Annotated in this window: 7 protein-coding genes, 1 tRNA gene and 2 pseudogenes; 9 read left to right on the top strand and 1 reads right to left on the bottom strand. The window is 61.2% G+C overall.

Translation table 11 applies throughout. From position 1 onward, the window contains the following. The first annotated feature begins 28 nt into the window (after positions 1-28). The 9 genes and pseudogenes from AHiyo1_RS27860 (at position 29) to AHiyo1_RS06315 (ending at position 7417) form a co-directional block, all read left to right on the top strand. Positions 29-535: an ACT domain-containing protein gene (locus AHiyo1_RS27860; protein ID WP_340639292.1), complete on the top strand. Its 507-nt coding sequence runs from the start codon at positions 29-31 to the stop codon at positions 533-535. Next, a complete protein-coding gene (locus tag AHiyo1_RS27855) occupies positions 532-948 on the top strand; it encodes a GNAT family N-acetyltransferase (protein WP_340639291.1) in 417 nt (138 codons plus the stop codon). The genes AHiyo1_RS27860 and AHiyo1_RS27855 overlap by 4 nt, the downstream gene beginning before the upstream one ends. Before the next feature lie 42 nt (positions 949-990). Beyond that, positions 991-1064: transfer RNA gene (locus tag AHiyo1_RS06345), tRNA-Leu, on the top strand. 241 nt (positions 1065-1305) lie between these two features. Further along, positions 1306-2535: a branched-chain amino acid ABC transporter substrate-binding protein gene (locus AHiyo1_RS06340; protein ID WP_059387974.1), complete on the top strand. Its 1230-nt coding sequence runs from the start codon at positions 1306-1308 to the stop codon at positions 2533-2535. 78 nt (positions 2536-2613) lie between these two features. Beyond that, positions 2614-3633, top strand: a complete 1020-nt coding sequence (locus AHiyo1_RS06335) for a branched-chain amino acid ABC transporter permease (RefSeq protein ID WP_059387973.1) — start codon at positions 2614-2616, stop codon at positions 3631-3633. Further along, complete coding sequence (locus AHiyo1_RS06330) at positions 3630-4829, top strand: branched-chain amino acid ABC transporter permease (protein WP_084784379.1); 1200 nt, start codon at positions 3630-3632, stop codon at positions 4827-4829. The genes AHiyo1_RS06335 and AHiyo1_RS06330 overlap by 4 nt, the downstream gene beginning before the upstream one ends. Continuing rightward, positions 4826-5713 (top strand): ABC transporter ATP-binding protein, encoded by an 888-nt coding sequence (locus AHiyo1_RS06325; protein WP_059387972.1) that lies wholly within the window; start codon positions 4826-4828, stop codon positions 5711-5713. The genes AHiyo1_RS06330 and AHiyo1_RS06325 overlap by 4 nt, the downstream gene beginning before the upstream one ends. After that, a pseudogene (locus AHiyo1_RS06320) lies at positions 5700-6412 on the top strand (ABC transporter ATP-binding protein). Before AHiyo1_RS06325 ends, AHiyo1_RS06320 begins: the two are co-directional and overlap by 14 nt. Before the next feature lie 132 nt (positions 6413-6544). Beyond that, complete coding sequence (locus AHiyo1_RS06315) at positions 6545-7417, top strand: Bax inhibitor-1/YccA family protein (protein WP_059387971.1); 873 nt, start codon at positions 6545-6547, stop codon at positions 7415-7417. Positions 7418-7485: 68 nt separating this feature from the next. On the opposite strand, the pseudogene AHiyo1_RS06310 reads toward AHiyo1_RS06315, so the two are convergent. Continuing rightward, a pseudogene (locus tag AHiyo1_RS06310) lies at positions 7486-8507 on the bottom strand (acetyl-CoA C-acetyltransferase); the annotation flags it as partial.

The raw sequence follows: 8507 nt of genomic DNA, 5'->3' as shown, positions 1-8507 counted from the left end.
CGGCGACGGCGGGTCCTAGACTTGCAGCATGGCTGGCGAAAGCGATCTGACGACCCTCCTGGGATCCATGCACCCCGTCCTTCGGGACGGCGACTACGTGTACGCGTTGTGGCCGCACGGCAAAGCGCTTGAGGGCGATATCGAAGCCGCTGTCCGCGAAGCGGAAGGCCTCACGGTGGTCCTGCGCCGTGAAGAAGCCGGACGCCTGGGACTGTCCTACGATTTCGTGGCGGCGTGGATCACTCTTCAAATCCACTCTGCCTTGGACGCCGTGGGGCTCACAGCGGCCGTCAGCTCCGCCCTCACGGCCGCTGGTATCAGTTGCAACGTCCTGGCAGGGTTCCATCACGACCACCTGTTGGTTCCATCCGCCGAACGCGGGCGCGCCATGGAAGTCCTTAAGCTGCTGGGCCAGGGCGTGGTGGTGCGAACGGAGCGGCAGGATGACCGCGAGTCCGTGCTGGCGCTCACGGCTGCCGCCTTTTCCACCAGCCCGGTCACCGGGCTGCCCGTCGACGGGTCCCGGCCGAAGTGAAGCTCCTGCGTGAACTCTTCGAGTGCGATGAGTACCTGCCGGAGTTCAGCATCGTGGCCGAGATTGCCGGTGAGATCGTGGGCCACGTCATCAGTACCCGCGGCTGGATAGGGGAGCTCCGGCTTTTGGGGCTTGGCCCCATCAGCGTCGAACCGCACCTGCAGCGGCGCGGCATCGGATCTGCCCTCTTGCGGGAAACCGCTCGACGGGCCGACGAAGCGGGCGAACCGGGCATCGCCCTGCTGGGCAGTCCCGAGTACTATCCGCGCTTTGGATTCCTGCCCGCGCGCACGCTGGGCGTGGTGGCCCCCGACGCCGGGTGGGGAGACCATTTCCAACTGTTGCCCCTCAAAGCATGGCCCGACGGCGTCAGTGGAACCTTCCGTTATGCCGCGCCGTTTGAACGGCTCTAGGAGACGAAAGAGGGGAGTGCACTGGGTTACCATTATCCGGGCGCCCCAGTAGCCCAATTGGCAGAGGCAGCGGACTTAAAATCCGCGTGTTGTGGGTTCGAGTCCCACCTGGGGCACGCATGCGAAATGCGAACCCTGCGGCCCCACTTGTTGCGCCAAGCTGTGCCGTGACAGGAATTTAACCCCGCGTTCATGTGAAGGGCCGTCCGGACTGGACAGCGACACACCGTTATTAGATCCTGACCTGCGTATATGTGTTCTAGGACACATATTTGGTAGTACTCTCATGGAACATGTTCGAAGTGAAAGTGACTTCGGGCGAATGACCACGAATCAGACGCACCGCGGAGGCTATTTATGTACAGGAAGAAAGTCATTTCGGCGATTGCAGCAGCAGCCACCCTCGGCATGCTGGTGGCGGGCTGTGCGAATCAGACTGCCCCTAGCGGCACCGAAACCTCGGGTGGCGGCGGCAGGATCAATATCCCTGCGATTTCCAAAGTCGACGTTCCTGCCGGAGCTGTTTTGCCTGCAGGCGATGGCAAGGCAAATTGCCCGTCAACCACCACCCTTGCCTATGCCGGTGCCGAGACAGGACCCAACGCCCAGCTGGGTATCAACATCTTCAACGGCATCCAACTGGCCATCAACCAGCACAACACCGCGAACCCCGGCTGCCAGGTCCAGTTCAAGAAATTCGATACTGAAGGCGATCCGAACAAGGCCACTGGCCCGGTAACGCAGATCGTGTCCGAGCCGGACATCATCGGAGTGGTGGGCTTGCCCTTCTCGGGAGAATCCAAGGCCACCGGCAACATCTTCGAGCAGAAGGGCTTGGTGCACATCACGCCCTCCGCAACCAACCCGAGCCTGACGAAGAACGGCTGGACCACTTTCTTCCGGGCCCTCGGCAATGACGCCGTCCAGGGTCCGGCCGCAGCGAAGTTCCTCACGGACAAGCTGCAGGCCAAGAAGGTCTACCTCGTCCAGGACGACTCTGACTACGGCATCGGTTTGGGAACCACAACCTCCGCGGCCCTGGGCTCCGCGATGGTGGGGTCCGACAAGGTTGTCACAGGCCAGAAGGACTTCTCGGCCGTGATCTCCAAGATCATGAACGCCAAGGCAGACACCGTCTACTACGCGGGCTACTACGCAGAAGGCGCTCCCTTCGACCAGCAGCTGGTTGGAAAGGGATTCACCGGCTCCTTCGTGGGCCCGGATGGCGTGAAGGATGACCAGTTCATCAAGCAGGCCGGCGACGCATCGTCGAACTCGTACTTCACCTGCCCGTGCATCCCCGGCGAGCTGATCCCGAGCTTCGAGTCCGAGTACAAGAAGCTTGCCAACGCTGAGCCCGGAACCTACTCCATTGAAGGTTACGACGCAGCCACGGTCCTGCTCTCCGGTATCGACAAGGGCAAGCAGTCCCGCGCGGACCTTCTTTCCTGGGTCAAGTCCTACGATGCAGACGGCCTGTCGAAGCACTACAAGTGGGATTCAACCGGCGAACTGGCAACGCCTGATGTTTACGGCTACAAAGTAGAGAACGGCAAGATCGTTCCCATCGGCGTCATCGGAAAATAACACCGAGCCCAGATGAATGCTGGGGGTTAGCATCCATGCCGACCCCCAGCATTTCTTTTGATTACATCAGGAAGTGCCATGATCAGTGAAGTAATTCCCAACCTGCTCCACTCGGTTCCCATGGACGATACGTGGATCACCTTCGACGTAAACTCCTTTACCGAAAATTTCTGGAGTTCAACCTTTGACGGGTTGACCTTCGGGGCAATTTACGCGTTGGTAGCCCTCGGCTATACCCTCGTCTACGGCGTTCTCAACCTCATCAACTTTGCCCACTCCGAAGTGTTCATCACGGGCTGTTACGGGGTGTTCTTTACCCTCAGCGCGCTGAATTTCGGGCCCTCTGCTCCGAGGCTGGCCTTTTGGGCCATCGTGGGAAATCTTGTCCTCGCCCTCGTTGTCGCCATCATCGCCTCAGCCTTGATGGCAGTGATCGTGGAACGGGTGGCCTATAAACCTTTGCGGCAGCGCAAGGCGCCCCGCCTGGCATTCTTGATTACCGCCATCGGTGTTTCCTTCGCCATTCAGTACACCATCTACTGGTGGCGCGGACCGAGCCCGGAGGCTGCGCTGACGATGTTCAGGCCGCTCCCGATTTTCGACGTCTTCGGGACGATCGTCGATTCGCAGCAGGTGGTGATCGTGGTCGCAGCGATTATCCTCATGATCGCCACCGACCAGTTCATCAGGCGGTCCCGGACCGGCCGGGGCATCCGTGCCGTTGCGCAGGACCCGGATACCGCAACTTTGATGGGTGTCAACAAGGAAAAGATCATCGTGACCACCTTCATCATCGGAGGGATCCTGGCCGGCGCAGCCGCCTTGTTCTACGTGATGAAAATCCCGTCCGGCGTGCAATACAACGGCGGATTCATCCTCGGCGTCAAGGCCTTCGCGGCCGCTGTCCTCGGAGGCATCGGCAATGTGCGCGGCGCTTTGCTGGGCGGCCTGCTGATCGGTTTGATCGGCAACTACGGCCAGGTGCTCCTGGGCAGTTCCCAATGGACCGACGTGGTCGCGTTCGTGGTCCTGGTGTTGGTATTGATTGTGCGACCCGAAGGTGTCTTGGGTAGCTCGCTAGGAAAGAGTAAGGCATGAGCACAACAGACGGCCCCACACTTATTCCCGATGATGCTTCGGCACAGGAAATTGCGGACCGCGAAGCCAAAATGCGGCGCCGCAAAGGCTGGTTCCCGGGACTCAGCGACAAATGGAACGCGCTCCCGCGCCAAACCCAATGGCTGATCCTCATCGTCGTCGTGGTCATTGCGTACTTGCTCCCCATCCTCAACCCGCCGTTGATCACGACGGAACCAGGCAACAATTGGCAAATCGCGCTCGCGCAAATGTCTGTTTATGCCCTGGTGGCTGTGGGCTTGAACGTGGTGGTCGGCTATGCGGGCCTCCTCGACTTGGGCTATGTGGCATTTTTCGCCCTGGGTTCCTACACGGCGGCAATGTTTACCAGCCCGGATTCGCCGTATGTGCACATTCCCTACTTGTGGACGCTCCCGCTGGCGATGGCAGTCGCCATGTTCTTCGGAGTGGTCCTCGGTGTGCCTACGCTTCGCCTTCGCGGCGACTACCTGGCTATCGTCACGCTCGGCTTCGGTGAAATCGTGCGCATTTTGGCCACGATTATTCCGGCGATGAAAGGCCAGGTTGGCTTCCAGAACGTTGGCCACCCTCCGGGAACGGATTCAAGCGGGCAAACAATTTTCCAGAACTCGAACGGAACCCCGTGGTACTGGCTGACGCTGTCCATCATCATCGTGGTGCTTTTGGCCGCGGGAAACCTGGAGCGCAGCCGCGTGGGACGCGCCTGGATTGCCATCCGCGAGGATGAAGATGCCGCGGAAATCATGGGCGTCCCGACCTTCAAGTACAAGGTGTGGGCTTTTGCCATCGGCGCTTCCGTGGGCGGGCTCTCGGGTGCCTTGTTTGCCGGGCAAGTGGGCTTTGTGAACAACCAGAAGTTCGATATCGCCACGTCCATCCTGTTCGTCGCTGCTGTCGTCATGGGCGGCACGGGGAACAAGGTCGGTGCGATTCTCGGCGGTGCGTTGGTGGCATATATTCCACTCCGTTTCACCGCGATTGCCGAGTTCAAGTATCTGATCTTTGGCGCGGCGTTGGTGGTCATCATGATCTTCCGCCCCGGTGGCCTTCTGCCCGCACGCCAAAGCCTCCTCGCCTACGGCCGCCTGGCGTACAACAAACTCAAGGGTGCCATGGGCGACATTCCTGCTTCGGGCAAAGTCGTCCTGGAACCGGGAAAGGGGGCTGACAAATGAGTGAAGCGATCGAACCGGATATTGATGTAGAGGCACTCAAGGAACAGGGAGTGGACCTCGAAGTCGCCGAGAAGGTGGCCCCTGAGAGGGACATCGTCACCAAAGTGGGCGAAGCCTTGGTGCAGGTCCAAGACCTCACCATCAAATTCGGCGGCCTGACGGCTCTGGACAATGTCACGTTTGATATCAACAGAGGCGAAATCCTCGGTCTCATCGGCCCCAACGGTGCCGGTAAGACCACTTGTTTCAATGCCATGACGGGTGTCTATAAGCCGACGTCCGGAAAGGTCCTGCTCGAAGGACAATTGCTCAACGGACTGCCGCAGCACCGGATCACCAGGCGTGGCCTGGCGAGGACCTTCCAGAACATCCGCCTTTTTGGTGAGATGACCGCTTTGGAAAACGTGGTTGTCGGCCTCGATGCACGCCACCGCACGAGTGTCGGCGGAGCGCTCTTCCGTCTGCCCACCCATGTCCGGGAAGAGAAAACCGCCATTGAACGCGGCATGGCATTGCTTGAGTTCGTGGGCATCGCCGATCATGCCCACTTCTTGTCACGGCACTTGCCTTACGGTTACCAGCGCCGCCTGGAAATCGCGCGCGCACTTGCGACTGATCCCAAAGTCCTGTGCTTGGACGAGCCCGCAGCAGGGTTCAATCCGGCGGAAAAAGAAGAGCTCATGGCCCTGATCCGGACCATTCGTGACGACGGCTACACGGTCCTGCTCATTGAGCACGACATGAAGTTGGTCATGGGGGTGACCGACCGGATCGTGGTCCTTGAGTTCGGGAAAAAGATCGCGGATGCGGTGCCGAAGATTATCCGCGATGACCCGAAAGTTATTTCCGCCTATCTCGGGGAGCCTGAAGATGACCTTGCTTGAGCTGAAGAACATATCCGTCCACTATGGCCGGATCCAAGCCATTTCCGACATGTCATTCAGCGTGGAGGAAGGCGAAATCGTCTCGCTCATCGGGGCAAATGGTGCCGGCAAGACCACCACCATGAGGACCATCTCCGGATTGCTGGCTCCGTCGGCCGGCTCCATCACGTTCGCCGGCAAGGACATCACCAGGATGAAAGCGCACATCCGCGTCGTCCAGGGCATTTCGCAGGCGCCTGAGGGACGGGGAATTTTCCCCGGCATGACGGTGGAGGAGAACCTTGACATGGGTTCCTACGGCCGCAAGGACCGGACCAAGGTTGCAGACGATTTGGAGCGAGTCTTCGACCTGTTTCCGCGGTTGAAGGAACGTATCAAGCAGTTTGGCGGCACCATGAGCGGTGGCGAACAACAGATGCTCGCGATTGGCCGGGCCCTGATGTCCAACCCCAAGCTGTTGCTCCTGGATGAACCTTCCATGGGGCTGGCTCCGCAGTTCATCCGCCAGATCTTCAAGATTGTCACCGAGATCAACAACCAGGGCACCACGGTGCTTCTGGTGGAGCAAAACGCCAACCAGGCCCTGGCCCGTGCACACCGTGCTTTTGTCCTGGAAACCGGGTCAATTACGCACAGGGCACCGGCAAGGAACTGCTCGCCAACCCGGCGGTCAAGGAAGCGTACCTCGGCGTCGGATAGCCCCGTGTGCCGGCACCCTCGCAACGCGGAGGGTGCCGGCATCGGCGGCGGTGGAACTTTCGGTGCGGACCAAGCGTGGGAATTGGTAGCGTGAACTATCACTTCGCACCCACAGCAAGAAGGACATCCACCATGGCACTCGGCGGCAACCCGATCTTCAACGGAAAGAATTTCCGTGGAGCCACACAGGCTCCGCCCGTTCCCAGCTACACCCACGGCCAGCCCCAGTATGGCCAGCCTGCCTGGGCGGCACAGCCGCCGATGACGAGCGATCAGCTGCAGGAGATGTACAACCAGCCCGCAGCCGGTCCGGCCGAGACCGGCCGTATGACTTTCGACGACGTCATCGTCAAGACTGCAGCGTGCCTTGCGGTGCTGCTGCTTGGCGCGGCGGTCACGTTGTTCGTTGCTCCGGGAACCGCAAATCTCCTGATGATTGTCGGCGCGTTGGGCGGCTTCGCGTTGGGCATGGTCAACTCCTTCAAGAAGCAGCCGTCCCCGGCACTGATCCTGACGTATGCCGGACTTGAGGGTCTGTTCCTCGGAGGCCTGACCCGCCTCCTGGACGGAATGTTCCCGGGCGTCGGCCTGCAAGCTGTCATTGGCACCCTTGCGGTGTTCGGCGTGACCTTGGCTCTCTTCAAGAGCGGCAAGGTGCGTGCCACCCCCAAGGCTGTTCGCTTCTTCATGATCGCCATGCTCGGCTACCTCGTCTTCGCAGTGATCAATATGGTCCTGGTGTGGACGGGCGCAGTCCAGTCGCCGTTCGGCCTGAGCAGCAGCGTGCACATCTTCGGCATCCCGTTGGGCGTTTTCATCGGCATCCTGGCTATCGGCCTGGCCGCATTCTCACTGGTCATGGACTTCACGAGCATCGAACAGGGTGTCCGGCAGGGCGCTCCGGAGAAATACTCCTGGACGGCCGCTTTCGGCCTGACCGTGACGCTCGTGTGGCTGTACGTGGAGATCATCCGCCTGCTGGCGATCCTGCGCGGCGACGACTAAGCTCCCAGGATGAGCGTAGTGCCCCTGAAGATCCGTCTTCAGGGGCACTACGTGTCTTTCCGGTGCGGTTAAGACAGACGCTCGAAGACCACCGCCATGCCCTGCCCGCCACCGACACACAGGGTCGCCAGTCCCAAGGTGCAGTCCCGTTCCCGGAGGCCATTGAGCAAAGTGGTGGTCATCCGGGCGCCTGTCATGCCAAAGGGATGGCCAAGGGCGATGGCTCCGCCGTGGACGTTGAGTTTCTCCGGATCGATGCCGAGTTCGCGGGCGCTCGCTACCACCTGGACGGCGAAGGCTTCGTTGAGTTCCACGAGGTCAATGTCCGCCATGCTCAGCCCCGCCAGTGCCAAGGCCCGGCGCGACGACTCCACGGGACCCATGCCCATGAGTTCCGGGGAAAGGGCGCTGACTCCCGTCGAGACGATGCGTGCCAGCGGCTCGAGGCCAAGCTCCCGGGCCCGGAAATCGCTCATGACCACCACGGCGGCGGCGCCATCGTTGAGCGGGCAGGCATTCCCGGCGGTCACGGTCCCTTCCTTGCGGAAGACCGGCTCCAAGGCGCTGACCGCTTCAAGGGTGACGCCGGCGCGAGGTGAATCGTCGCGCTCGACGACGGTCCCGTCTTTGCGGGTGTACGGCGTGATCTCGCGGGCGTAGAAACCGGAGGAGATGGCCGCCTCGGCACGGTTCTGGCTCTGGACCGCCCACAGATCCTGCTCGGCCCGGCTGATTCCGTGGCTCGTGGCGACGTTTTCCGCGGTCTGTCCCATCGCGATGTAGACGTCCGGCATCCGTCCTCCCATGCGGGGATCCGTCCACGGGGTGTTGGACGCGGCCCGGGCGGCCGTACGGCGCGCGCGGCTTCAAACAGGGGGTTGTGCACGCTGGTGTCGGTTTCCCCTGCCCCGACCCAGTTCTGGTAGCGGGACACCGATTCGACCCCCGCCGAGACGAAGGCGTGGCCTTCTCCGGAGCTGATGGCGTGGAAGGCCATCCGCAGAGTTTGCAGGCTCGAGGCGCAGAAGCGGTTGATCGTGGCCGCGGGGACGGTGTCCAGGCCGGCCAGGACGGTCACCACCCTGGCCAT

It is taken from the genome of Arthrobacter sp. Hiyo1 (genome assembly GCF_001263615.2).
GTDB lineage: Bacteria > Actinomycetota > Actinomycetes > Actinomycetales > Micrococcaceae > Arthrobacter.
Note: the sequence above shows the minus strand (reverse complement) of the source record. Positions and strands in the feature narration are given on the sequence as shown.

Bases quoted from the DNA above. Each gene is read 5' to 3' on its own strand.
- AHiyo1_RS27860 (WP_340639292.1), top strand. From the start codon at position 29: ATGGCTGGCGAAAGCGATCTGACGACCCTCCTGGGATCCATGCACCCC.
- AHiyo1_RS06330 (WP_084784379.1), top strand. From the start codon at position 3,630: ATGAGCACAACAGACGGCCCCACACTTATTCCCGATGATGCTTCGGCA.
- AHiyo1_RS06340 (WP_059387974.1), top strand. From the start codon at position 1,306: ATGTACAGGAAGAAAGTCATTTCGGCGATTGCAGCAGCAGCCACCCTC.
- AHiyo1_RS06335 (WP_059387973.1), top strand. From the start codon at position 2,614: ATGATCAGTGAAGTAATTCCCAACCTGCTCCACTCGGTTCCCATGGAC.
- AHiyo1_RS06315 (WP_059387971.1), top strand. From the start codon at position 6,545: ATGGCACTCGGCGGCAACCCGATCTTCAACGGAAAGAATTTCCGTGGA.
- AHiyo1_RS06325 (WP_059387972.1), top strand. From the start codon at position 4,826: ATGAGTGAAGCGATCGAACCGGATATTGATGTAGAGGCACTCAAGGAA.